This is a genomic window from Roseburia sp. OM04-10BH, from assembly GCF_003462605.1.
Classification (GTDB): domain Bacteria; phylum Bacillota; class Clostridia; order Lachnospirales; family Lachnospiraceae; genus Roseburia_C; species Roseburia_C amylophila.
The window spans coordinates 443,151-468,435 of record NZ_QTZI01000001.1 but is presented as its reverse complement, the minus strand read 5'-3'; the positions used below and the strand labels follow the sequence as shown (position 1 = coordinate 468,435).

The window sequence follows — 25,285 nt, the reverse complement described above, 5'->3', positions numbered from 1 at the left end:
GAAAATTTTTTCAAGAGGTTATCCTGTTTCCATAAAAAGTTTTCGCCGCAGAAACTGCGGCGAATCGACAATACCTGTCTTTTAACTTTTGTAACTATTTCATCTGAGCCAGACGCTCCTGTACGGTAGCCATCATCTGCTCATATTTTGCAAGCTTATCTTTCTCTTCCTGAATCTTTGCAGCAGGTGCCTTGCTTACAAACTTCTCATTATTTAACATGCCGTGGGAGCGGGCAAGTTCTTTCTTAAGACGCTCTTCTTCTTTCAAAAGACGCTCTTTTTCTTTTTCCATATCTACCAAGTCTTCCAACGGCATGTATACAACAGCTCCCGGAATAACTACGGATACTGCATCTTCTTCGATTCCTGCCTTATCGGACTGGACATCAATCTCGCTGGCACTGATAAGATTCTGGTATGTTTTCTTCATGCTCTCGAAGGTCTCACAAAGTGCTTTGTCTTCAGATACGATAAATACCTTTGCCTTTCTGGATGGTGGAACATCCATCTCTGTTCTTAAGTTACGGATGCCTTTTACCAGCTCTTTTACATGAGCAAGCATCTCTTCTTCTGCCGGGAAATTCCACTCTTCTTTGTAAACCGGCCAGTCAGCCAGCATAATGGTCTCTTCCTGCGGATTTAAGGTACAGTAGATTTCTTCTGTGATAAATGGCATATATGGATGTAATAATTTTAATGCCTGTCCTAATACAGTACGAAGTGTCCAGAGTGCACTGTTGGCAGCCCTGGCATCCTCGTCTTTCTTATAAGTACGAACTTTGGCGATCTCGATATACCAGTCACAGAATTCATCCCAGATAAAGTCATATACTTTCTGTACTGCAATACCAAGTTCGAATTTATCCATATTTTCTGTTACATCTTTGGTCAATGTATTAACTGCTGAAAGAATCCATTTATCTTCCGGTGCCAGGTCAGAAATTGCAGGCTTTGTTACTTCCATACCCTCTAAGTTCATCATAATGAAACGGGATGCATTCCACACTTTATTGGCAAAGTTACGGGATGCTTCTACACGCTCCCAGTAGAAACGCATATCATTTCCCGGTGCATTTCCGGTAATCAGCGTCAGTCTCAAGGCATCTGCACCATATTTATCAATAACCTCTAACGGGTCAATTCCATTTCCAAGAGATTTACTCATCTTACGGCCCTGGGAATCACGAACCAGTCCGTGGAATAATACAGTATGGAATGGTGCTTTTCCCATCTGCTCATATCCTGAGAAAATCATACGGATTACCCAGAAGAAAATAATATCGTATCCGGTTACTAATACATCATTCGGATAGAAATAATCTAAGTCTTCTGTTTTCTCCGGCCAGCCTAAGGTTGAGAATGGCCATAATGCAGAAGAGAACCAGGTATCCAGAGTATCCGGATCCTGTGTCATATGGGTGCAGCCGCACTTCGGACATTTCTCCGGTGCATTCTTAGATACTACCATTTCTCCGCATTCATCACAGTAATATGCAGGAATACGATGTCCCCACCAGAGCTGTCTGGAAATACACCAGTCACGGATATTATCCGTCCAGTTGAAGTAGGTTTTCTCCATACGTTTTGGAAGGAGCTTGATTTCTCCATTCTTTACACCTTCTACTGCCGGTTTGATTAAATCATCCATTTTTACAAACCACTGCTGTTTAATCATTGGCTCTACGGTTGTGCCACAGCGGTCATGGGTTCCTACGTTATGGGAATGCGGAACAACTTTTACCAAAAGTCCTTCCTTCTCTAAATCCTCTACCAGTGCTTTCCGGCATTCGTATCTGTCCATGCCCGCATATTTGCCGGCTTTGCTGTTCATGGTTGCATCATCATTGATAACAACGATTTCTTCCAGATTATGACGTTTTCCAACTTCAAAGTCGTTCGGGTCATGAGCCGGTGTAATCTTTACACATCCGGTTCCAAATTCTTTATCTACATAGGAGTCTGCAATAACCGGAATCTCACGGTCTGTCATCGGAAGCTTTAACATTTTTCCGATAATATCCTGATAACGTTCATCATCCGGATTTACTGCTACTGCAGTATCACCAAATAAAGTCTCCGGACGGGTGGTTGCGATTTCTACGAATCTTCCCGCTTCTCCTACTACCGGATAATTGATATGCCAGAAGAAGCCATCCTGTTCTTCATGTTCTACCTCGGCATCGGAAATAGATGTCTTGCAGACAGGACACCAGTTTACAATACGGGAGCCTTTATAAATAAGACCTTTTTCATATAATTTTATAAATACTTCAAGAACTGCATCAGAGCATCCTTTATCCATGGTAAAACGTTCTCTACTCCAGTCCGCGGAAGAACCCATTTTCTTTAACTGGTTGATGATGCGGCTGCCATACTCATCCTTCCACTCCCAGCATTTTTCTAAGAAGCCTTCTCTTCCGAGGTCATTCTTGTCAATTCCCTGCTTCTTTAAGGAATCAATAACCTTTACCTCTGTTGCAATGGCTGCATGGTCTGTTCCCGGCTGCCATAATGCATTATATCCCTGCATTCTCTTGTAACGGATTAATATATCCTGCATGGTATTATCCAATGCATGTCCCATATGAAGCTGTCCGGTAATATTTGGCGGCGGCATTACAATGGTAAACGGTTTCTTGCTGCGGTCAGCCTGTGCATGGAAATATCCATTGTTTTCCCATTTCTTATAAAGTCGGTCTTCAATCCCTTTTGGGTCGTAGGTTTTTGCAAGTTCTTTGCTCATAATTGTTCTCCTTTTTCTAAATTGGACGTTTCGTAATTTGTAAAAGTGCTATCTTTATTAGTAGACATTTCAGTTATCTGAAAGGTATGGGACTTGGTGCATCCTCGCGGAGCGTTTTTTACTTTATAGGAAAGCAATTTCCTGTAAAGTTAAAAAGCCCTCCCTATCCAACTGGATAAGAAGGGCGAATCAGCGCGGTACCACCTTCGTTATGCATAGTATCTATGCATATCTCTTCTCCGTAACGTGGAGTGTCGGGAAAACTTATGCCTTGTTGAAATTCTTTATATGATTCCGGTTACAGGCTTTCTGGGTCTTCCGGTTCGAAAGCTACCTTCCATCTGTCGTATTCAGACAACCTTTCAGCCGATGAGCCGTCCTCTCTTAGAACCGTACCGATGTACTCCTCTTTCTCATTACCTTTATCTCTAGGCATTATATTAAATTTGCCAGGCACTTTTGTCAAGGGTGAGTTTTTTATTCTTCAAAATTCTTTATAATTCCTTTTGAAATGCCATAAGAATCCATTCTCATTGCCTGTATCCTATGTTATAATAAACGAAAACGAGAAAAATTTATACTGTAATGACAAAGGGAGAGTTTTTATGTCTATGCTAAATTTAAAAGAACTGGATTCTATGCATTTAAGCGTTCTAGCTGAAATTGGCAACATCGGTTCCGGTAATGCTGCTACTGCACTGGCAGGTCTCTTAAATACACCGGTAGATATTGAAGTGCCAAATATCTGCCTGATGGATTATACCAAAGCTGCAGATTATCTTGGTGGGGCAGATAAAACTGCTATTGGTATGACTGTAAATGTAAAAGGTGATATGAATGGTGTTATGCTTCAGATTGTGGAGAAAGAATTTACCAGCCGGCTTATCAACACCTTTTATGAAAAAAATGTCGATTCCATTGATTCACTGAATGATATGGATTTATCCGTATTGCGCGAAATGGCAAACATCACAACTGCTGCTTATGTAAATTCTATTGCAAAAATGACAAATACCTTTATTGATATTGAACCACCGCAGAACCATCTTGGTACCATTGGTGAAATTCTGGCTGTCCCGGAAAAAGAATTTACAAGACTGGATTATCAGGTTCTCTTTATTGATGAACGGTTAAGTTTTGCCCATACCCAGATTAAAAGTGCCATGATTCTGATTCTTGAAATAGACTCTATGAAAGTGCTTTTTGAAGGACTTGGTATCGATTTATAACATTGTAAAAGACAAAAAAGGACGTTCCCGTCTGGAATAATTTCCATTCAGGAACGTTCTTTTTCTCTACTCTTCTTCTTTGTCCTCATCTGCAATTGCCGCTGCTGCCCCGGATACTGCGGCTACTACCGCTATTACAGCTACAATTATTACAAATAAGATTAAAATTCCAAGGAAAATCAGAAGTCCACCCTCTGTCATCTTATTACCTCCTCCTTGTGCCAGATATCTATAGTATACTACGATTCTGTATTATCGTCTATAAATTCTATCATATGACGGATATCCTGCATCTCGCAGTCCATTTCTGTAATTACATCTGCAACATGCTTTAATTTATCTGCTATTTCTTCTGAATTATTAATATGTTTCTTATAGCGAAGCTTGTGCTCAAGACTCGCCCAGAAATCCATGGCAATGGTTCGGAGCTGCACCTCCACTTTCATATGGCGCTTCTCGTTCGATAAAAATATCGGCACATCTACAATCAGATGCAGACTACGGTATCCGTTATCCTTCGGATGTGCAATATAATCTTTCTTCTCTACCAGAATGATATCATCCTGCTGCAGCAGCAAATCTGCCATAGTATAAATATCTTCCTGAAAAGAACAGATGACACGCACTCCCGCAATATCAAACATATTCTCCTCAATTGCTTTCATGGAAAATCCAATGTTCTTCCGTTTGATTTTTTCAATAATACTTGCCGGTTTCTTCAGTCTTGTTTTTATGGACTCAATCGGATTCCTGTTATATTGTGTGGAAAACTGCTCATTTAATACCTTAAACTTTGTTTCCACTTCCATCATGGCACACCGGTAATACATCATCAAATCCCCAAAGGGTTTCATCTCACTTAAAAAATCCTCCGGATGTGCCTCGTCTTTTATTCTACTAAAATCTAATGGATTCATCTTTTACTTTCCTCATAAGTTTATTTTTCTTACTTTTCTATCATATCAGAAAATACCCAAAACAACTATTAATTTTTTCTAAAGTTATCGCAGTGCTCACCAAAGTCTAGCAGAAAAGAAGTTCGCTCAAACAAACTTGGCTCCTTCTTTTCTGCTAGACTTTTTCTCGCTACTTGCGTAACAAAGAATGTGCCTTGCACATTCTCGCGCCTGCGGCGGTCGCTTGCGACATCTACCTTATACGCCGCAGTGTGCATCCTCGCGGAGCGTTTTTTACTTTACAGGAAAGCAATTTCCTGTAAAGTAAAAAAACAGCAGTGTCCATGTTTTCTTCAACATATTTAAGACACTGCTGTTTTATCTGCCTTATCGGTAGCTTTGCTTTATAGATGACTAAGGGTTACATTTTGTTATCCGTTTTTAGTTTTTCTGCCCTAAAGTTACGGTTACCGTCTGTTCCTGATACTGTCCATCTGTCTGACGTTCAAATACAACTTCTACAGAATCACCTGCTGCACAATACTTAATCGCATCATTTAATTCTGTTGTAGATGAAACCTTGCTTCCATCAAAGGATGTGATAATATCTCCTGCCTGTAAGCCTGCCTGCTCTGCCGGTGAACCTTCCTTTACCTGATAGAGATATATTCCTTCCGGCATATTATAGGTCTGTGCAACGGTGGAGGATACATCTACACCGGAGATTCCAAGATATGCGGAACGGGATTCATCCACCTGTTCCCGGTTGATTAATTTTTCAATAATCGGAGACGCTGTATTAATCGGGATAGCATAGCCCATACCTTCTACACTGGTATCAGAATATTTTACAGAACTGATACCGATTACTTCACCCTTGGCGTTCAGCAATGCGCCACCACTATTACCAGGGTTAATAGCCGCATCAGTCTGAATCAGTTCATTGGTTGTGGTAGAACCGTCTTCATTTTCTACGGACACCTCTCGGTTCAATGCACTGATAACACCGGTTGTAACAGACTGCCCATAACCTAACGCATTTCCAATTGCGACTGCTGCCTGACCTACACTTAAGTCATCAGAATTGCCAAGGGTTGCAACCTTAATGGTACTTAAGGTGTCTGCGCTGATATCGGAAATCGGAACTGCAACGACTGCTAAGTCACTTCCTGCATCTGTTCCTTTTACTTCTGCGGCTACTGTGCTGTCATCTGAGAACTGCACGGTAATACTTTGGGCACCGGATACCACATGATTATTCGTTGCTACATAGATGTACTGGTCATCCTGGCTTACTATGATTCCGGAACCACAGCTTTCCTGTGGCTGTGATGCAGTATATCCATACCAGGTGCTTACCTGTTTTTCACTCATATTCGTAATTGCAACAATAGATGGCATTACATTATCTGCAATATCTGAGACATCCGTCAAATCGGTTACTGCTTTGGATGAAGTATTTGCTGCCTTAACGGTATCTCCGCTGCTGCTCTTATTCAGGGAAGCCTCTGTCTTAGCAGATTCAGAGTTGCTCCACTTCGTTCCAAGCAGCTGATTTGTTCCCGCAAATACGCTTCCTGAAATCAATCCAAAGACTAATGCAATAGCTGCACATTTTGCAAGTTTTACACCAAATCCGCCTTTACCATGTTCTTTCTTTACTTTTTCTTTCCGTTTTTTCTTCTGCTGATTCTGTCCATATGGCTGTGTTCCCTGACTATAATAGGCATTTCCCTGTCCATACTGGGTTCCCTGACTATAATAGGCATTTCCCTGTCCATACTGGGTTCCCTGACTGTAGCCCTGTGAAGTATTTCCGTTCACCTGACTGCTCCATGAAGTATTTGTTCCGTCTCCTGTCTGCTGGTTCGTCTGATTATATGAATAAGGAGAGCCGGAGTTAAAATTGTTGTTATAATTGTTTTCCATAAAGATTACTCCTTTCATCTCTTTGTTACTTTCTGATTATGATAATATCCATAAATTGTGTTAGTTCTGTGTTTATTTGTTGAGAAAAATATGTTTCTTTCATGTTTAATTTGTAAAAAGCTCTGCAAAAGAGGATATATTTTACATTAGAATTTTTTCTATAAAAAAGGACATTTTATTTTCACACCGAAATACCACCGTTCTTAATATTTCGTTTTGCTTTTTGCTATAAAAACAGTCTTTCCAATGTTTGACATAGATAGCTCCACCGTTCGTCGAAGTACGGATGCCTGATAAGGACTGTTAGGGGCACTTAGGATTTCGTCTGGCACCCGGCAACGCTGGCACAGGACGTGCCAGCGAGGCGCATCTGAACATGGATGTGAATATGCGCCGGTTGCCAGATGAATTAAACTTTATCCGAAATCCTTAGTGCCCCTTGCAGGCATTATGTGGCATCCGTATTCAACGGACGGTGGAGCTATCTTAAGTCAAAGCAACGGAAAGACAGTTTACAAGCAAGCAAAACGAAATTTTAGAACGGCTGGCATTTTAGTGTGCACAAAATAAAATGTCCTTTCATAGAAATAGAATTCTAAGTAAAACCGCATCTTCTTTTCCAATTGCTCTATAAATTACTCAACCGTAACAGATTTAGCAAGATTTCTTGGTTTATCCACATCACAGCCCTTTCCAACTGCTACATAGTAGCTGAACAGCTGTAATGGAATAATTGCCAGTGAATTGGCAAAATATGCATTGGTCTGTGGAATATAAATGACATAATCTGCTGTCTTTTCAATCTCTGTATTGCCTTCATTGGTGACTGCCATGACAAATGCGCCTCTGGTCTTCACTTCTACAATATTGCTGATGGTCTTTTTCAGCAGTGCATCCTGTGTTGCCACTGCAACGACCGGTGTACCATCTTCAATCAGGGAAATGGTTCCATGCTTTAACTCACCTGCTGCATATGCCTCAGAATGAATATAGGAAATCTCTTTTAATTTTAAAGAGCCTTCCATGGAAATCGCATAATCAATTCCTCTTCCGATAAAGAAAATATCCTTAGCTGCAATGAAACGGTTGGCAAATTTCTGGATCTTCTCTTTATGGCTCAGTAACATTTCTACCTGATCCGGCAGCTTCTTAAGGTCACGAAGCATTTCTCCTACTTCTGCTTCCGTAACTTTACCACGAACCTGTGCAAATTTAATTGCCAGAAGATATTGTGCCACAAGCTGTGCACTGTATGCCTTTGTAGTTGCAACTGCAATTTCCGGTCCAGCCCAGGTATACATTACTTTATCTGCCTCTCTTGCAATGGAGCTTCCAACTACGTTTACAATACCAAGGGTCTTAACACCACGCTCTTTTGCCATACGGAGTGCCGCCAGGGAATCTGCTGTCTCTCCGGACTGGCTGATAATAATGACAAGGGCTCCATCCTCTAAAATCGGATTCCGGTAGCGGAACTCGGATGCCACATCTACATCTACCGGAATTCTTGCCATTCCTTCGAAAATATACTTACTGGTAAATCCGGTATGATAAGCAGAACCGCAGGCAACAATGTGAATTCTGCTGATATTTCTGATTTCTTCGTCACTCATTCCAAGCTCATCGATGACAATTCTGCCATCCTTGATACGTGGACTGATGGTATCTCTTATGGTCTTTGGCTGTTCATTCATTTCTTTTAACATGAAATGCTCATAGCCGCCTTTTTCTGCTGCATGAATATCCCACTCGATATGTTTGCATTCTTTTTCGATAGATTCCCCGTCTACATTAAAGAATTCTATTTTTTCCTCGGAGAGGCGGGCAATTTCTTCATTTTCAATAAAATATACATCTCTGGTATATTTTAAAATTGCCGGGACATCGGATGCAATCAGATTCTCCCCCTCACCTCTTCCTACAATCAGAGGACTGTCCTTACGGACTGCATAGATAACATCAGGATTCTCTGCAAAGATAATTCCCAGTGCATAAGAACCTTCCACACGATGCATGACCTTGGTAATGGTTTCCAATGGATTCCCGGTATAGTAATAATCCAGCAGCTGGGCCACAACCTCAGTGTCCGTGTCTGACCGAAACTTATAGCCTTTTTCTGATAACTTTTTCTTTAATTTCATATAGTTTTCAATGATACCATTGTGTACCACAGCAATCGTACCGGCTTCATTGAAATGTGGATGCGCATTGATATCACTCGGTGCACCATGGGTTGCCCAGCGTGTGTGACCGATTCCAACCGTTCCCGGCAAGGTAGCACCCTCATGGGTCAGCTCAGATAATACCTTTAATCTTCCGGTCGCCTTAGCCATGTTAATCTTCTTCCCATCAAAGATTGCCATACCTGCCGAATCATAACCACGATACTCCAGTTTTGAAAGTCCATCCAACAAAATTGGTGCAGCCTGTTTCTTCCCTATATATCCAACAATTCCGCACATAATTCTTCCTCCTGCTTTTCTTTTACATTCTATTCCAATTGCTGTTGTTTCATCCTGTCTTTTATAGAACTGTCTTTATAGTCCTTTTGACATTATATAAGATAAACCAAGGATTATCCAGTCCTTTTTTGAAATCTATATCAGCGCATGAACATAATAAAAACTTGCTGCAGATATCAATATGAAAAACATATAAATTCCACCGTATAACATACGATTTACTTTTTGTGGTATCTTTTCAAGTACCAAAGTCAGTCCTGTCGTGACAAAATAAAGAAACGGAATCAGCATCGGCATCAGATACCGCCCCTGTGGCTGATAGTCACTATAAAAAGAATAATAAATACTCAATCCGCATGGAATTACCATGCATATCAGAAATGTGATATGCAGCAGTCTGTCTGACGAAAATATTTTTCTTTTCCACCCGCCTGCCAGATAGCCAATGATTCCAGCAAGAAAAAGTATTCCAATCCCCAGATAGCCCCTGCCCATCAGACTCCAGTCGCAGGTCCTTAATATTCCAATAAAGCTGATCAGTGATGTTCTCAGCCAGCCGGAAGTAAATAACATCTGGTACCATGACCAACCCTGATGATATGGCGTCGGCCGTTCTGACGGACGGAATCCCGGCTGTGCATACATTTCCCCATATTTATCCGTTGTTCGAAGTCCAAGGAAATCACCATCATATAATATTGCACTCCGGATAAACCACCAGCCAGCTAAAAGTATTGCTACAATAGCAATTACTGCTGCCATCCTGAACATCCGATGCATGTCAGTTCTTTTTCCTTCACCTTCTATTTGCCTTTCCTTCCAGTAGGAAATAAAGAAAAACGGTATACTCATCAAAAGATAACCGTAGGCATTATAATAAGATAATGCACATAACCCTATTCCAGTTCCTAATAGGATACAGCTTTTCCAGTCCCAGTGTCTGTCCCTGCCCCTAAGCCAGGCATAAATAATCCATGCAATTGTAAATAATGCAAAGGAATCATTATTCAGATAACTTCCAAGATACATTACCTGGGGCAGCAGGGTTCCAGACATTACGAACAAAAATCTGCTTCTATTGGTTTGAAATAAGTACTCTCCTATCTGAAACATCAAATATGCCATTCCGGTTATGGAAAGTACACTGGTGAATCTGACTGCCACATACAGCCAATACGCATTTGTGGTAAATAAAAAAGCTATTTTCAAAAAAACTCCGCTTATCATATATGACAGAATCGGAGTAAATCCATATGATATTCCCCAGATTGGATTTCTTAGCGCCGGGTCCGTTCCATCAGGAAGCTTTCCATGGGACGCTATATAATTACAGATATCATATTTCATTGCTTCATCCGGCCCGCTTCCGGAAGTAGTTGCCATACTCCAAATTGTCAATGCCAGAAATAAACATATTAAATACCCTCTTTTCAGAGTCTGATTTGTCTTTTCCATTCTCATTTCCTTTTCATTATTAATTTCTTCTTCATGATGAATCGTTGGTATTATACTCCTGAAAACTTATCCAGACAACTAAGAGTTCTCTTACTATTTTCTTAAGACTTTCTTTACCCTATTGATTTTACAAAAACATACGTTATCATAATAAAGAATCAAGAAGTAATAGTTTATGAAAGGAGCCAATGTTATGAAACTATCCATTGTAATACCAGTGTATTTTAACCATGATAACCTTCTTCCACTTTACAATGATCTGCGGGAAAAGGTTTTATGTAAACTAGATTGTGACTATGAAATTCTCATGGTTGATGATGGTTCCAAAGATAAATCCTATGATGTCATCTGCGAGCTTGCCCGCCTGGATACACATATTATCCCATTAAAATTATCCCGTAATTTTGGTGAACATGCTGCCATTCTTGCAGGACTCTCCCGCTGCAGTGGCGATTGTGCTGTCCGCAAAGCTGCAGACTTACAGGAACCATCCGAATTAATCTTAAGTATGTTAGAAAAATACAGGGATGGTAATAAGGTAGTACTTGCTACCCGTGCTGACCGTGAGGAACCTCTTACACAGAAAGCTGTTTCTTCCCTTTATGCCTATATTATGAAGGAGGTTGCACTTCCCACCATGCCCAAAGGTGGATTTGACAGTTTTCTGATTGACCGCCAAATCATTGACCTGCTGGTCGCAATGAAGGAAAAAAATACCTCTCTTATGGGACAGGTCCTGTGGAGTGGCTTTCAGACTGCAACTGTTCCTTATATCCGGAAAAAAAGAACCATCGGACATTCCCGATGGACTCTTCACAAAAAAATAAAACTTGCCACGGATTCCCTGATAGGATTCTCCAGCTTTCCGATTACCATGGTCACTGCAGCCGGTGCCGGAGTATTTCTCTTTGCACTCATTCTGTTCTTTATTACAATTTACCGGAAAATGACCGGAATTATAACTGCAGAAGGCTATACCTCATTATTAATCGTACTTTTAATGGGTATGGGAATTATTATGCTTTCCATCGGTATTATTGGTTCCTACATCTGGCGTATTTATGATGCCACCAGAAACCGTCCACCATTCATTATTGATGAACCGATGACACCAAAGACCTCCATGGCAGACACACAAACTGCCTTACCTAAAACTGAAAATAAATAAACGGACTGCCCTTCACATAAGCCAGACCAAGGATAAGGCCTATCTCAACAAAGAAAATCACAAGAGACCAGAAATGATTTAAATCCATAACCGGATAAAAACCATTGACGGTCTTTTCTTTTTTCTTTGCTGCCCTAAGATATGCAGCCACTGTTGCAATGCAAAGAATAATAATTGCTGCAATGGCAAAGCTGTACGGATGTGTAATGCCCGCCTGGAAGCCAAATAACTGTTTTAATACCAGCCATGCCTTCGGCACATTTTCTGCCCGGAAGAATATCCAGCAGATGCAGACAAAAATGTCCGTTCCGAGGATGGATAAGGTATCCACCAGAACATTTTTCTTTCTCTCCTGCCCTTTCTGATACCCAGCCAGTTTCCGGAAGCCCTTATGGATACAAAGAGCCAGTCCATGGAGACCACCCCACAATACAAAGCTCCATTCTGCACCGTGCCAGAGTCCCCCTAAAAGCATCGTTATCATCAGATTTACATAAGTACGAATACGTCCCTTGCGGTTACCACCCAGCGGAATATAAAGATACTGCATCAGCCAGCTTGAAAGGCTGATATGCCACCGTTTCCAGAACTCACTGACATTATGGGATATATATGGAAGGTTAAAGTTCACCGGTAATTCATAGCCCATACATTTTGCACAGCCGATTGCCATATCCGAATAACCGGAAAAATCCATATAAATCTGAATGGCATAGGCTGCTACTGCCAGTGCAACCGTTCCGGAACCAAATATCTGCGGACTGCGATATACTTCATCCACAAATACAGAAATATTGTCCGCCAGTACCACTTTTTTAAACATACCAAATACAAATATCTGTATTCCACTTTCCAGTCCCGCAAGTGTAACCTTCCGGTTCTCCTTAAGCTGTGGCAGAAACTCCGATGCTTTTACAATCGGTCCCGCTACAAGCTGTGGAAAAAAACTTAAGTACAACGCAAACTGCAAAAAGCTTTTTTCTTTTTCTATCTTCCCGGTATAGACATCAATGGTATAGCTCAATGCCTGAAAGGTATAAAAGGAAATTCCTACCGGAAGAATCAGATTCAGTACTCCCGGTATCAGATGAAACACATCACAAAAGGAAGTCACAAAGAAATCATAATATTTAAAAATTCCAAGGACCGCCAAAGGCGTGCCTACTCCAATCAGAAGAGAAATCCGGCTCTGCCGCAGATGCTTTTCATCTTTTTTTACCGCGGTAAAAAAGGAAATCCATGTAATTCCCATTAAAAGCAGGCAAAGCCGCATATTCCACCAGCCATAAAAAACATAACTGGCTATCAGAAGGATTCCCTGGCATATGATGCGGCGCTTTATTTCCGCAAAAGGCAGCACCCTCTGTACAAGAAGTAAAAGAAGAAGCACTACAAGAAAAAACAGTAAAAAGCTTACACTTGCAAAACTCATCTCTGCTCCTCCTCTCCGATTGCATCATAAATGCACTGTGCCAGAAGCTCATGTCCATATGCATTAAGATGCCCATAGCCAACTGTTGTATTATCAAATCCACTGGCTACGATATGCTCTTTCGCATAGGCTTCCTCTACGGAATCTGTCATGTCCGCAAAAATAATATTATATTTTTCACATAATTCTGCAAAAGTATCTCTGGTGTCCACACTTGCAGAGCATTCATAACTACCATCCTCTGTCAATGTCATATCCGGAATATAATAAATCACCGCCTGAACATCTGCTTCTTCCGCTGTCCTGCTGATATAGGCAAGCAGTTCCTCCGTGGCCGCATAGGTGTCATCACCAAATACATCATATCCGGCATTTTCCGTAATCGTTACATCTGCTTCGCCATTGTTCTGGCTCTGCAGATTTTTATACTGCTGATACAGCAGTTTGATATAAGGATTCTTTTCTAATACTTCCAGTGCCGGTATTCCGCTTCCCGCTGTCAGCTCAGGCATTTCATGGTTCAATGCCTGCGCAGCTTCTACCGGATTCATTGCCAGTGTTCCGGTCTCTAACGCAACATATTCAGCAGGCCGATAAACCTTAAGGGCATTTTCCAAATTACTGATATTACGGTAAATGGTATGGGCTGACATTCCCACGTTGTATACATACCGGTTGCTTCCATCTTCGGCGTATTTCTCATTTAGCAAATAAGATACACAATCATCCTCGTTGACATACAGTCCTTCCGTCTGGGAAGAACCCATCATTAAAATAGCAGTCTTTCTTCCATCCGCCGGATAACTGTTGTTATAACCACTGTCATCGGTAGTTCCCATGGCAAAACCTTCCGTTCCTCTAGCCCAGAACGTATCTGCCTGTCTTACATAGCTGGTCACTCCATTTCCACATGGTTCATGTACCGGAGGGTTGTAATAAAATACGCAAAAAAGCGCCAGAATTGCAAATGCTGTAATTCCAGCTCCTATTACCTTTCCGATAAAGCAGAATATTGTTTTTCCTGTTGTATTCCCTTTTTCCGATGTTCTTCCCGCCATGGAGAACCTCCTGTCATGATATAAGAAACAACTTTTCTGAATTCGTTTTCCGTCTCTTTTTCGTCTCTTCCTTATTTCCTGCGAAAGAAAAGCTGTCCTATTCCAGACAGCTTTTCCTATGAATATTTTTATTTATCTTTCTTTACTGTGTCTGGGTATCCGCCTCTGTGTCCTCTGCCGTAAACGGATTTGTATCTCTTACTGTATCCGAAGCAGTCTTTCCAGACTCATTGATTACGGATTTACTGATATTCTTTACGGTCTGTGTTGTCTCATAATCTTCTACATCAAATAAATACTGATGCAGTAAATTCACATTGGTTTCCAGATCTGTAGGAACTACTACATCGCCAAGCTTTCCTCCCATACGCTCTGTGGTAAGCTGGAATGGCCAGCCCTGTGTATCTGCCAGTTCGTAGTCTTTGATGCCTGCTGCCAGTCCCAATATTTCAGAACTGCTAAGACTTGTGGAAATATCCGGGAATAATTTATCAATCACCTTATTTAATGTAGGAAGACTGGCTGCTTTTGCCTTCTCGACTATTTTACTGATAACGGTTCTCTGACGCTCGGTACGGCCGTAGTCATCACCACCGCTGTAACGGTCACGGCAATAAGCCAATGCCTGGATTCCGTTCACTGTCTGAAGTCCAGGTCCGGAAACTGCTGTTCCATTGGTTCCCATTACCTCATTCATCTCATTGATATATATTTTCATGGTTTCTGCTTCTTTGGAACTAATATCAAGTTCAATTCCACCCAGTGCATCTACCACTTCCATAACTGCATTAAAGTCCACAGCTACATACTCTTTAATATCCAGATCAAGATTCTTATTCAATGCTGCAACTGCACCGGTCGGACCGCCTTTTGCATATGCTGCATTGAGTTTTCTTAAATTGTCATCATCATCTACTGCCAGGAAAGAATCACGGTAAACCGATATCAGTCTTACTTCCTTCGTATCATTATTAATACTTGCAATCATGATACAGTCACTGTTTCCGGACTCATATTTGCCGGTACTGCGGTTATCAATACCAAATAATGCAATGTTCGTATAACCATCTAACAATTCCTGGGTTTTGGCATCAATATTAATATTCAGCTTATCTTCATCCAAATCACCGGTATTATTGAGTTTATTTAATTTAATAATTACAAATAATGCTGCCAGAAGAATTAAGATAACCAGTACTTCCACTATAAAAAGAATCAATTTTCTCTTTCTTCTCTGACGTCTGGTCATTTTCTTTCTTTTACGGTTTCTATTATTACTACTTGTACTCATAAGTCATCTCCATTATCTTATTTTCCTGATGTTAAACAGTTTCTATTCATTTTTTCAAAACAATTGAAACTAATATATAACAAAACACTTTTTGTGTCAATATTATCCATGATAGCTTAATATCCGTTTTAGAAAAATTAAGCGATTCTTAATCATTACACCCACGCTGTTATGGGAAAAATCGGATACATTCTTTTCATGCCTCCGGTAAAGAATCAATGGTTCCTTTAAAAATACCGTGCGGTGATATTTCAAATCACATTTCACACCAATCCACTGATCATGCATGGTAACATCCTTCGGAATCGGAAGTACTGCATCCAATACCTCTTTCCGAAATGCCATGCAACAGCCCATATAGGTATTCTTAATAATATTTTTAATCGCACCTCTTCCACTGTGGCGGTAAACAAAAAAGGACGGCATCAGTGTCTCTTTGCATGCAGCATCTGTCACTCTGGCATCATGAACCACAACCATGGCTTTCTTCCTCCGGAATACTTCCATGACTTTCTCTACTTTATCCGGCATCCAGACATCATCCTGGTCTGCAAGAAAAATATAATCGCCCCGGCACGCCCTAAGTCCTGCTTCCACATTGGCAATAACGCCTTCACCCGGTCCTTCCATAACACGGATTCTTGCATCCTGTTCCTGATAGGACTTAAGGATTTCCCTCGTAGTATCCAGTGAACCATCATCCGATACCACCAGTTCATCACCCAGTCCGATATTTTTAAGTATGCTGTCTATCTGTTCTCTGATATAGGTTTCTCCGTTATAGGTTACTACTAAGACCGATATCATTCTCTCTCTTCCTCTCCTGTAAGAAACAGTGTTTCATACTGCTGTACAATTGCTTCCCAGCTATACCATTTCTTCATTCTGTCCTTCGCTTTCCGGCCAAGCTCTTCCCTCTCTGCTTCATCCATAGTATCCGCCTTCTGAATCAGTGTGGCAAGATTTCCGTTTTTCTTATTCCAGTACAGTGCGGCATCTTCCCCCACTTCTTTATTAAAGCCCACATCTAAAAGCAGGTTCAGTTTTGTGGTACTGAGTGCCTCAAGAAGGGATGGATTGGTTCCTCCCACCTCATGTCCATGGAAATATCCATAAGCAAAGTAGCGGATTTCTGCCAGCAATGCAGCATCATACACGGTTCCTGCAAATTTAATCCGCTTATCATTTAAAAAGCCGGTTTTCTCTTTTAAACTTTCATAAAAAGCATTTTCTTCCACATTTGTGATGATTACAAGATCTTTTGTGGAATCAGATGCCATAAATTCCCGAATCATTGTCTCGTAATTATTTTCCGGGACAAATCTTCCGACAATAAGATAATAATTTTCTTTTCTGATATCAAACTTCTGATACCATGCCAGCAAATCCTCTGTTGGTTCACCTGCTTTATAAGATAGTGTTCCATATGCGATAAATGTGGTCTTCGGCTGATATTTATGATATTCATCCCTGATATACTGTTCAATATTCTTTGAATCACAGACTAATAAATCTGCGTGCTTTACCATTCCCTTTTCCGAATATTTCCAGTATTTACGAATCCATTTATTCCATTTTGCCCGCATAAATTCATGTCCATCCGGGTTTACATAAAGTGTACCAGACAACCGGTGCAGCTGCCTTTTAAAGTGCCCCACAAATGGTCCGATTCTGCATGCCAGCACATAGACAACGGCATCCTCTATCTTTTCTTTTTTAATTTTCTGAATGCAGTAACGAAATGCTGCCAAATCATAATACACGGCTCTCGCGGGTCCGATATCCGGCACCTTCACCCGGAAGCATTTCGCATTATGATAAGTAAATTCTTCATTATGATCAGACATGCACGCCACATGGTACTGAATGTCTTCACTGACTGCCTGTCCGGTCAGATTCTCTACAAATGTCTCGAACCCGCCGTAAGCCGCCGGAATTCCTTTACTGCCTATAATAAATACATGTTTCATTTTCTATCCCTTATAAACTGCTGTAAGTTTTGCATCCAGCATAATCTGATATCCCGCTTTTTGCAGACGTCCGGCAAAATCTATTGCTCTCTCTAACGGTTCTTTATCCAGATCAATTCCGCCAGCCTTAAGATATGCTTCTTTCTTTATGATACACTGTTCCAGCGGAACGGCGCTGACATTCTGCGGAAGCACTGCCCGGTTGAAATATCCCTTGAAGCAGACCGGAAGTTTTTCAAAAAGATATCCCATCTTTCCATCCGGTAATACGCCAATGCCTGCCGAAACTAACTTCCGGTGCTTTTTAAATCGGACACCTGTCAGTCCCACTTTATTTAAGCAGGCATATTGTGCCAGTTCTTTTCGTTCTCTCTCCCCAAGCAATCTGGTGCGACGGCTGTCATAAATGAAAAGATATTCCCTTGTGCTGTTTTCTACCAGTTCATTTAAAGCATCTTTTTCCTTTATTTCCGCAAGATTAATAAGCTCCGGCTCCGGAACTTCCTGTTCATAAATCACTTCATAAGAATTATGCCCCTGGGCTTCTTTAATCTCTGCCGGAATTTTCCGCCTCTGCACGTAAGCTTCCAATGCCCGCTTTCCCGCATCATAGGCATAATCCTTGGACAGGGAACTGCCTGCCGTGGAACCACTGTGTATTCTCCAATGATAAAGAATCTTTCGAATATGATAAATGGCATCCGTCTGCTCCGTCAGGCGGAGCACCAGTTCATAGTCCTGGGCACCATCATAGCAGGGATTGAAATCCCCCACTTTCTCTAACATGGTCTTCTTTACCACCAGGAAATGGCAGATATAATTATAATGCATCAGCAATTCCGGATTATAATCCGTCTTAAAATGTGGCCGGCTGTGTATCCCGGATTCTGCATCAATTTTATCTTCATCGGAATAAATCACCTGTGCATCCGGATGGGCATTTAACATCCGCACCACTTCATAAAGGGCATTGGCAGCCAGCACATCATCATGGTCCAATAATCCGATATATTCACCCATTGCCATCGCAACTGCCTCATTGGTATTCTCTGAAATCCCACCATTTTCCAACAGTCTGCGGTAACGTATTCTTGCATCCTCTTTATAATTTTCTGCAAGAAAACGTTCGATTTTATCGGTAGGGCTTCCATCTGCAAGACACAGTTCCCAGTTTTCATAGGACTGTCCCAGCATGCCCTCTATCAGTTCCCGTAAGAAGCATTCCGGTGTCTCATATAATGGTACTACAACAGAAACCAGCGGCATATGTTCAAACAACGTATTCCACTGCACCTTCCATTCTTCTTTTGTCACCATATAATTCTGCCAGTTTTTCGTATATTCATGGTCTATGGGCTCATATTTTGTTTCCATTACTTTAATCGCCAGTCCCCGGAGTCCATGCTTGCGTATCATTCCAACTGCATATGCAGCCTTTTTCGTTAATCCCATTGCTTACTTCGATCCTTTTCCTGTTATAACAACCTGAATGGTCTTAAACAAGATTTTAATATCCAATGCCAGTGACCAGTTTGTAATATAGTAGGTATCCAGCTGTACCACTTCTTCAAAATCCGTAATGTTGCTTCTTCCACTGACCTGCCACATTCCGGTAAGTCCCGGCTTAATTCCGAGTCTTGCCCGGTGCCTTGCCTCATATCCGGCAAATTCTTCCTCCGTCGGCGGTCTTGTGCCTACCAGACTCATATCCCCTTTTAAAATATTCCAGAACTGTGGCAGTTCATCAATGGAAAACTTCCGCATGAACCTGCCAACCGGAAATACTCTCGGATCATCTTCCATCTTAAACATCAGCCCTGACATCTCATTCTGCCCCATCAGCTCTTTTTTCTGTTCTTCTGCATTTACATTCATGGAACGGAATTTATAAAAGCGGAATTTCCTGCCATTTTTTCCCACACGAATCTGGGAAAAGAAAATCGGTCCCGGTGACTGCTTCTTAATAATCGGTGCAAAAATAATGGTAGCAATACCGGCAATCACCAATCCCACAAAACCACCTACAATGTCCATCAGACGTTTAAAAAACAACTGACGTGGTGTTGCAATACACATACTGGAAGTTAAAACCATATAATTTCCACACTGCTCGATTACTTTATTCGGCATCAGCTTGGAAGCATGTACCAGATTAAAATGTACCGTAACGCCCATTTCCAGTAGATCATCTGCCAGTGCCTGGCTGCTGGCTATAGTATTGCCATTGATAAATACTTCATCTACCACATTATTTTTTACATATTCAAAGAAATCATCTGCATTTGCTACCACCGGAATGCCCCGGATAATTTCTCCCTTACGCATTGCATCCACTACAACAACTCCGTGCACGGCAAATTCCCGATATGGCAGATTTTCAAATTCCTTAAGACAGCTTTCCACCAGTTCATCTGTCGTTACCACTATCATGGCAGACAGATTTCTGTCATTCATCATCTTTTTCTTAATAAAATTCTTAAGCCCGGAACGGCCGACAAATTCAAAAATCATAGACAGTCCCCAGAACATCAGGAAAATCTGTCTGGAAAAGTCAGACTGTCTGGTCCAGTATCCATATACCATCATTCCGGCAACAATGATTGTTGCATGAACAACAACATGCTTAAATTCCTGCGTATTCTTTCTCCGCAGAATGCTCTTATAGGATTCGCCGAAAAATACCACGCAGATATCAATCAAAATAAGGACTACCGCTAATCGCTGATATTCCTCATTTAAAAACTCATTTTTTCTTCCAAAACGCATAAAATAGGATAAGGCATATGCAAGTTCCAGACAGATAATATCCAGAATCGTAAAGTCAAGATGCTTCATCCAGCTTTTTCGTTCTTTTTTATACATAATCTATTCCCTCTTATGCAATACAAGCCATCTTTTTAGGAATATTATACCAGTCCTACCCTGTCAGGTACAACCGAATTCTTTCTTAATTTTCTGTGAAAAAAGTATGTTCTTCTTCTGTCAAATGCTGTTTCTGTGAATATACAGCCAGCTTTCCGAATAGTCTTTCCGTTCTTTCTCACTCATCTTCCCATATTTCTCATAAGGAATCTTTGCCAGAACCATCTTTTCATTTCCACATTTAAAACATTCCACTTCATTTCTTCTTGAAACCGTCCGTATCCAGCCACATTTCGGACAAATATAAACTTTCATCATGTGTAACTCTACCTCCCTGTTACTTGTTTTTCTCTATACTCAGTTACAAAGTTACCACTTTCTTACAAATTCTGCAATGCCTTAGTGCTTTTGTCCCAGGGAATAATCTGTCCGGTAACGGGTCAGTCCGGGATGATAATAGGGATCTCCCTGCTTTAAAATATCAATCCAGCGGGTTCTCATATATTCAATCTCTTCCTGAAAACGGCGTACTTTCTCCTCTGTATCCTCCTGTCCTCTGGACTTTGATTCATAATGGTACGCTTCTACGGATGGTTCATATATAATAAGATAACCCTTCTTCCGGATTTTAAGACACAAATCCACATCATTAAATGCTACTGATAAAGCTTCGCAGAATCCGTCCACCTCACGAAACACCTTCGCCGGCACCATAAGAAATGCTGCTGTTGCTGCACTTAAATTCTGCCGCAGGCTGGCCCTATACATATACCCACTATCGCTGCGTACCTGTCCTACACACATATTGGCTGCAATTCCTCTGGCATGTCCACCGATGCCTATGACAATTCCGGCATGCTGTATCGTATCATCCGGGTAATAAAGCTTTGCTCCCACTGCTCCGGTATTTTCTTTTCCGCACAGGGTAAGCATCCGTTCCATGTAATCCTTTGTTATAATCTCAATATCATTGTTTAAGAACAAAAGATATTCACCCTTTGCATAGGATGCTCCATAGTTATTAATGGCTGAATAATTAAAAGTACCCGGTATTTCAGGTTTCCATTCTACCACACGGATATCCGGATACTGCATCTGCAGCTCTTTATAATAATCAAAGATTTCTTCGCTTTTACTGTTATTTTCTATAATGATAATCTCATAATTCCGGTAGCTGCCCTGCCGAATGGATGTGATGCATTTTTCCAAAGAAGCTTTTTCGTCTTTATTCGGTATCAGAATGGATACCAGTGGCTGCTTCTTTTCGTGACTGCCTGCTGCCATAGATGCATGCTCTACTCTCGGTGCATGCTCTGCCTTTGTATGATAAAGCACTTTGGGAATATGGATGATACTATCGGACTGCTTTGCCGCCCGGCAGATCAGTTCTTCTGTTGCAGGATTTCCGTCATTTTCTTTCAACGCCTGCAGGAATACCGTTTTTCTGATGCAGCATAAATGTCTGATATAACAGTAGTTTTCCAGATAATCCGGGCTGAAGTCCGGCTTTAAAAGAGGCTCTGCTGTCTCCGTTGTCTTTGATTCATCCGGACATCTGACATCTTCATCCGTATAAATCAAATCCGGCTTTCCGATTTCTTCCCAGTGAATTCCTGACTGCTTTGTCTCTTTTGGAAAAGCAATGGCATGGGCAAGCTCGTAGAAAGCATCCGGTTCTATGGTGTCACCCGCCTCAATAAGCGCTGCATATTCCCCGGAAAGTTCTATTTCTTTTCCGGTACAAAGCTTATTGATACAGGTTAGATTCCAGTTGGTATAACTCTGCTGTTCTAACATAGCCAACGCATCTTCTCTATTTTCTCCCATATAAACACAACTGATAAGCGGTCGATAGGACCACTTATCAGATTCTTTTGTCTGTATCTTAAGTTGTGCTTCTGTCACCTTATGGCCTGCTGCATATTCCGCATAGGAAATCTGCTCCGGTTCTCCTTTTTCTTTCAGGCGGATAAAGAATTCCTTTAAACCATAATTTTTTAAATATCGGAAACCTTTTCTGAGGTTATAAAGGCTCAGTTTCATCTTGTCTCCTTTTTTCACTGCTCTAATCTCACTGCGCTAATCTCGTCGTTCTAATCAGGCAGCTTTATTTTCTAAAATTAATCTCTGTCATAAATATCTCTGGTATATACCTTGTCCTGCACATCCTCTAAGTCTGCACTGTTACGGTTGGATACAATAACATCGGACATCTTCTTGAACTCGTCTAAGTCATGGATTACTTTGGAATTATAGAAGCTGTCGTCCTTTAAGGTTGGCTCATAAATCACTACTTCAATGCCCTTTGCTTTCAGACGTTTCATAACGCCCTGAATAGAAGACTGGCGGAAGTTATCGGAATTGGTCTTCATGGTCAGACGATAAATACCTACTACAGAAGGATTTCTATCTAAAATCTGCTGTGCAATGAAATCTTTTCTTGTCGTATTAGCTGCAACGATTGCTCCGATAATATCATTTGGAACATCCGCATAATTTGCCAGTAACTGCTTGGTATCCTTTGGCAGGCAGTATCCGCCATATCCGAAGGACGGATTGTTATAATAGTTACCGATTCGCGGGTCTAAGCCTACGCCTTCGATAATCTGTCTGGTATTTAATCCTCTTACCTCTGCATAGGTATCCAGCTCATTAAAATAGGAAACACGCAGTGCAAGATAAGTATTTGCAAATAATTTGATTGCTTCTGCCTCGGTGAGGTGTGCTAATAATACCGGAATATCCTCTTTGATAGCACCCTGTTTTAATAAGCCGGCGAACTCTTCTGCCTTTGCCCTTAAGCTTTCATCCTCTTTCGGATATCCCACTACGATACGGGATGGATAGAGGTTATCATATAATGCTCTTCCTTCTCTTAAGAATTCCGGAGAGAAGATGATATTTTTGCTGCCAAACTGCGCTCTTACTTTTTCGGTATAGCCAACCGGAACTGTAGATTTGATAACCATAATTGCATCCGGTGCATATTCCATAACCAGCTTGATTACGGCTTCTACGGATGATGTATCAAAGTAATTCTTCTTCTCATCATAGTTGGTCGGAGTGGAAATGATAATAAAATCTGCTCCTTCATATGCTGCCTTTGCATCTGTGGTAGCCCGCAGATTCAATGGTTTCTCTGCTAAATATTCTTCAATCTCCTTATCGACGATTGGAGATTTCTTATGATTAATCAGATCGACCTTCTCTTCAACAATGTCGACTGCCCATACCTCATTATTCTGTGCTAATAAAATGGAATTTGACAATCCCACATAACCGGTTCCTGCTACTGCAATTTTCATGTGTATCCTCCTTATTTTTCATTGTGTTTTAATTTTCCAAATATCATGCGTACTTCTTCACGCACCAGTTCATCCCCTAAGATTAAAAGCATAATGCCATAGGTTACTACTCCAATTATAATCATCAGTAACATATAAATCAAATAACTGTTGAAAGTTACCTTCTGAAACAGCACATATGCAATGACCATCGGAACGGATGCGATGACATATTTCCAGACACCCTGCATCATTCCCTTAAACGGTATCATCTTATGTCCTAAGATAATGCAGATTAACATTACCATTGCCTCTGCCAGTACGGTAGCAATTGCTGCTCCATCGTAGCTTAATACCGGAATCAGCAGGTAGTTAATGATAAGGTTACTGATTGCGCCTCCCAAGGTTGCCCAGAAAATAATCTTCTCTTTCTTCTTTGGCATAAATATCTGATATGCAATAAAGCCGTTAATCGGCGAGAAGAACAAATTGATGGCAAGAATTCTCGATGTTGTAACACTCGGGAAAAACTCGCTGTAATTCTTACCGGATATCAGATGAATGACTTCCGGCGAAATCAAAAGCATACCCACCATACATGGTACAATTAACATCATCATAAAACGGAATGCCTGTTTTAACAGCCGGTCAAAGTTATCCTTCTGGTCATTTTCAAGATAATATGCCATCCGGGGCATGATAACCGTACTCAGAGATTTAATCAGCGTACACAAAACCTGATTCATCTTCGATGCCGTTGTATAGATTCCCGCATCCTTATCTCCCTTCATCCATCCCAACATTGTAATATCGGAATTGAGATAAATAACAGATGCAATCGAAACGCCAAACATATATACCATCGGTTTCATATGAACCTTGATATCAGCCCAATGGACTCTTGTTTCAAATAAATGGATGTAATGTCTGCTGTGAATAAAATTCAGCACACCGGAGCCAACAGTAGATACCGCAGTCAATGCCACATACCATGCCACATCACCTTCATTCCGTACCAGCACAAATAGCATTACAAGTGCTACTACCTGGAAAATGACAGAACGAATCGTAATATACTCATACTCTTCCAACAGTTCATAGAGCCATTCCATACCAAGGGTGGTAAATAGAACCGTAGAACTGCTGATTAACAGCAGCATTTCATAGCCATCAAACTTCGGCAGGAACAACGCACCTGCAAATCCGATATAAGCAAGCACCGTAAATACCAGATTGATGAAAAACATCTCCGAAGCAAATTTATTTAATTTTGCCTTATCGTCACGGATTTTTGCACCCTCTGTAATGGCATAATTATTAACACCAAAGGATGCTACCAGCTGAAAATAGCTGACAATGGATGCTACATAGGCAGCCCGTCCCACTCCGGCAGAATTCAGTACCCGCGTTGCATATGGATAGGTAATCAGCGGGAATACTATCGTCATCAAAACCCGAATCAGATTCATTATAAAGTTAAATTTGATTGATTTTACTTCTTTCACA

General features: G+C 41.0%; 19 protein-coding genes. 2 read left to right on the top strand and 17 right to left on the bottom strand.

The features are described from left to right. Positions 1-94: 94 nt before the first annotated feature. A complete protein-coding gene (locus DXB43_RS02070; protein WP_117946458.1) occupies positions 95-2,743 on the bottom strand; it encodes a valine--tRNA ligase in 2,649 nt (882 codons plus the stop codon). Positions 2,744-3,348: 605 nt separating this feature from the next. Between DXB43_RS02070 and DXB43_RS02065 the strand changes: the two genes are divergently transcribed. Then, positions 3,349-3,972 carry a chemotaxis protein CheC gene (locus DXB43_RS02065; protein ID WP_117946456.1) on the top strand — a complete coding sequence of 208 codons (624 nt, stop codon included), beginning with the start codon at positions 3,349-3,351 and terminating at the stop codon, positions 3,970-3,972. A gap of 66 nt (positions 3,973-4,038) precedes the next feature. Here the strand turns inward: DXB43_RS02065 and DXB43_RS15620 are convergent, their stop codons facing one another. The 5 genes from DXB43_RS15620 to DXB43_RS02045 form a co-directional block, all read right to left on the bottom strand. Further along, positions 4,039-4,173, bottom strand: a complete 135-nt coding sequence (locus tag DXB43_RS15620) for a hypothetical protein (RefSeq protein ID WP_022244432.1) — start codon at positions 4,171-4,173, stop codon at positions 4,039-4,041. 38 nt (positions 4,174-4,211) lie between these two features. Further along, positions 4,212-4,889 (bottom strand): GTP pyrophosphokinase, encoded by a 678-nt coding sequence (locus tag DXB43_RS02060; RefSeq protein WP_117840515.1) that lies wholly within the window; start codon positions 4,887-4,889, stop codon positions 4,212-4,214. Between the two features lie 420 nt (positions 4,890-5,309). After that, on the bottom strand, positions 5,310-6,797 hold the full coding sequence (locus DXB43_RS02055; RefSeq protein WP_117946454.1) for a S1C family serine protease: 1,488 nt from the start codon (positions 6,795-6,797) through the stop codon (positions 5,310-5,312). 635 nt (positions 6,798-7,432) lie between these two features. Beyond that, positions 7,433-9,259: a glutamine--fructose-6-phosphate transaminase (isomerizing) gene (glmS, locus tag DXB43_RS02050; RefSeq protein WP_117697456.1), complete on the bottom strand. Its 1,827-nt coding sequence runs from the start codon at positions 9,257-9,259 to the stop codon at positions 7,433-7,435. A gap of 135 nt (positions 9,260-9,394) precedes the next feature. Beyond that, complete coding sequence (locus tag DXB43_RS02045) at positions 9,395-10,714, bottom strand: ArnT family glycosyltransferase (protein WP_117946452.1); 1,320 nt, start codon at positions 10,712-10,714, stop codon at positions 9,395-9,397. Between the two features lie 193 nt (positions 10,715-10,907). Here DXB43_RS02045 and DXB43_RS02040 point away from each other — a divergent pair, with 193 nt between their 5' ends. Beyond that, on the top strand, positions 10,908-11,882 hold the full coding sequence (locus DXB43_RS02040) for a glycosyltransferase family 2 protein (RefSeq protein WP_117697452.1): 975 nt from the start codon (positions 10,908-10,910) through the stop codon (positions 11,880-11,882). On the opposite strand, the gene DXB43_RS02035 is transcribed toward DXB43_RS02040, so the two are convergent. The 11 genes from DXB43_RS02035 to DXB43_RS01985 all read right to left on the bottom strand — a co-directional run bounded on the left by DXB43_RS02035 (position 11,863) and on the right by DXB43_RS01985 (position 25,284). Next, positions 11,863-13,314, bottom strand: coding sequence for an MBOAT family O-acyltransferase (locus tag DXB43_RS02035; RefSeq protein WP_117946450.1), 1,452 nt, complete (start codon positions 13,312-13,314; stop codon positions 11,863-11,865). The genes DXB43_RS02040 and DXB43_RS02035 overlap by 20 nt on opposite strands. Then, positions 13,311-14,372, bottom strand: a complete 1,062-nt coding sequence (locus DXB43_RS02030) for an SGNH/GDSL hydrolase family protein (RefSeq protein ID WP_022244439.1) — start codon at positions 14,370-14,372, stop codon at positions 13,311-13,313. The genes DXB43_RS02035 and DXB43_RS02030 overlap by 4 nt, the downstream gene beginning before the upstream one ends. A gap of 142 nt (positions 14,373-14,514) precedes the next feature. Beyond that, positions 14,515-15,663 (bottom strand): LCP family protein, encoded by a 1,149-nt coding sequence (locus DXB43_RS02025; protein ID WP_117946448.1) that lies wholly within the window; start codon positions 15,661-15,663, stop codon positions 14,515-14,517. A gap of 102 nt (positions 15,664-15,765) precedes the next feature. Then, positions 15,766-16,470, bottom strand: coding sequence for a glycosyltransferase family 2 protein (locus DXB43_RS02020; protein ID WP_022244441.1), 705 nt, complete (start codon positions 16,468-16,470; stop codon positions 15,766-15,768). Continuing rightward, positions 16,467-17,633 carry a beta 1-4 rhamnosyltransferase Cps2T gene (gene cps2T / locus DXB43_RS02015; protein ID WP_022244442.1) on the bottom strand — a complete coding sequence of 389 codons (1,167 nt, stop codon included), beginning with the start codon at positions 17,631-17,633 and terminating at the stop codon, positions 16,467-16,469. The genes DXB43_RS02020 and cps2T overlap by 4 nt, the downstream gene beginning before the upstream one ends. A gap of 3 nt (positions 17,634-17,636) precedes the next feature. After that, positions 17,637-19,085, bottom strand: coding sequence for a glycosyltransferase family 2 protein (locus DXB43_RS02010; protein WP_117946445.1), 1,449 nt, complete (start codon positions 19,083-19,085; stop codon positions 17,637-17,639). A 3-nt stretch (positions 19,086-19,088) separates the two neighbouring features. Next, positions 19,089-20,495, bottom strand: coding sequence for a sugar transferase (locus tag DXB43_RS02005; protein WP_117946443.1), 1,407 nt, complete (start codon positions 20,493-20,495; stop codon positions 19,089-19,091). A 120-nt stretch (positions 20,496-20,615) separates the two neighbouring features. Further along, a complete protein-coding gene (locus tag DXB43_RS02000) occupies positions 20,616-20,813 on the bottom strand; it encodes a hypothetical protein (RefSeq protein WP_022244445.1) in 198 nt (65 codons plus the stop codon). An 81-nt stretch (positions 20,814-20,894) separates the two neighbouring features. Continuing rightward, positions 20,895-22,538 carry a glycosyltransferase family 2 protein gene (locus tag DXB43_RS01995; protein WP_117946441.1) on the bottom strand — a complete coding sequence of 548 codons (1,644 nt, stop codon included), beginning with the start codon at positions 22,536-22,538 and terminating at the stop codon, positions 20,895-20,897. Between the two features lie 77 nt (positions 22,539-22,615). After that, a complete protein-coding gene (locus DXB43_RS01990) occupies positions 22,616-23,800 on the bottom strand; it encodes a nucleotide sugar dehydrogenase (protein WP_117946440.1) in 1,185 nt (394 codons plus the stop codon). 11 nt (positions 23,801-23,811) lie between these two features. Continuing rightward, on the bottom strand, positions 23,812-25,284 hold the full coding sequence (locus DXB43_RS01985; RefSeq protein ID WP_147343657.1) for a flippase: 1,473 nt from the start codon (positions 25,282-25,284) through the stop codon (positions 23,812-23,814). Between the last annotated feature and the right edge of the window lies 1 nt (position 25,285).